A 1,132-nucleotide genomic window follows, 5' to 3' on the forward strand; every position below is an offset into this window, starting at 1 on the left:
CGTTGCCTTTGGCCTGGAAATGCAAGGCATCGGTAAAGCAGAGCGCCGTGCAAAAGCACGTGAACAGTTAGAAATGGTTGGCTTGTCAGAATGGGAGAGTAAGTTTCCGCATGAGCTTTCTGGCGGTATGCAGCAGCGTGTGGGCTTAGCGCGCGCATTTGCGATGGACACAGATATTCTTCTCATGGATGAACCGTTTTCAGCACTTGACCCACTGATCCGAGCGCAGCTGCAAGATGAACTGATTCTGCTGCAAGAAAAGCTCAATAAAACCATTTTGTTCGTCAGTCATGACTTAGATGAAGCACTTAAAATTGGTAACAACATTGCCATTATGGAATCGGGTAAACTCATTCAGCATGGTAAGCCAGAGCAGATCATTCTGGCACCAGAAACCGATTATGTGGCGGACTTTGTTGCCCACACGAATCCTCTGAATGTGCTTAAAGGTCGTTCGTTAATGAAGTCGAGTGATGCTCTGGTACGTGAAGAAGAGCGTGTACTTATTTGCCCTGATAAAGAAATTTGGGTGACGCAAGAGCCTAAAGGTCTGAGTTTGTCGGACTCTGAACAGTCACTGATTCAGTGGGTGAGCGAATCATCGAACCTCGATGATGTCGAATCTAACTCTGTGGTTCAGGTTAGCCCGAACATCAGCATGCGCGAAGCGATAGAGCTTAAGCAGCGCAGTAACCAGCCTCTGTTGCTGGTGGAAGATGACAAGTTGGTTGGTGTGTTGAGTGATCACGAGTTGTATGACGCGCTGCTTGGTAATTTTAAATCCGAGCAAGTGGCTTAGTCGATATAAACGTCTGAACTTCAAAGCGATACTCTACTCACATGACACTCAAAACAAACAAGCCGCACATCAATATGCGGCTTGTTCATTCAACAATGATGATTTCAATCAGCTTTTATAGCGTGGTGATAACATCATCCAATGCCATACGCGCTTTAGGTAAACCGTGATTGTAGTCTTCACCATCTTTGTGGTAACCGATCGCCAGCGCAACTTCACACACGTGGCCTTCCAACTCGTCTTTAAATTCTTCGCCAATCAGCTCAGGATCAACGCCTTCCATTGGAGTGGAGTCAATACCAAGGCGCGCTAATGTGTGCAGTAGGTTACCCA

At 46.6% G+C, this 1,132-nt stretch carries 1 protein-coding gene and 1 pseudogene; one reads left to right on the forward strand and one right to left on the reverse strand.

Annotated elements, in window-relative coordinates; all coding sequences use genetic code 11:
* Window positions 1-799: ATP-binding cassette domain-containing protein (locus R7E00_RS24615; protein ID WP_318124835.1), on the forward strand; the 799-nt coding region annotated here is incomplete at its 5' end.
* A gap of 115 nt (window positions 800-914) precedes the next feature.
* Here R7E00_RS24615 and R7E00_RS24620 read toward each other — a convergent pair.
* Window positions 915-1,132 (reverse strand): annotated as a pseudogene (locus tag R7E00_RS24620) (NAD(P)H-dependent oxidoreductase); the annotation flags it as partial.

This window comes from Vibrio sp. Vb1755 (genome assembly GCF_033338635.1).
In the GTDB taxonomy this organism is placed as follows: Bacteria; Pseudomonadota; Gammaproteobacteria; order Enterobacterales; family Vibrionaceae; genus Vibrio; species Vibrio alginolyticus.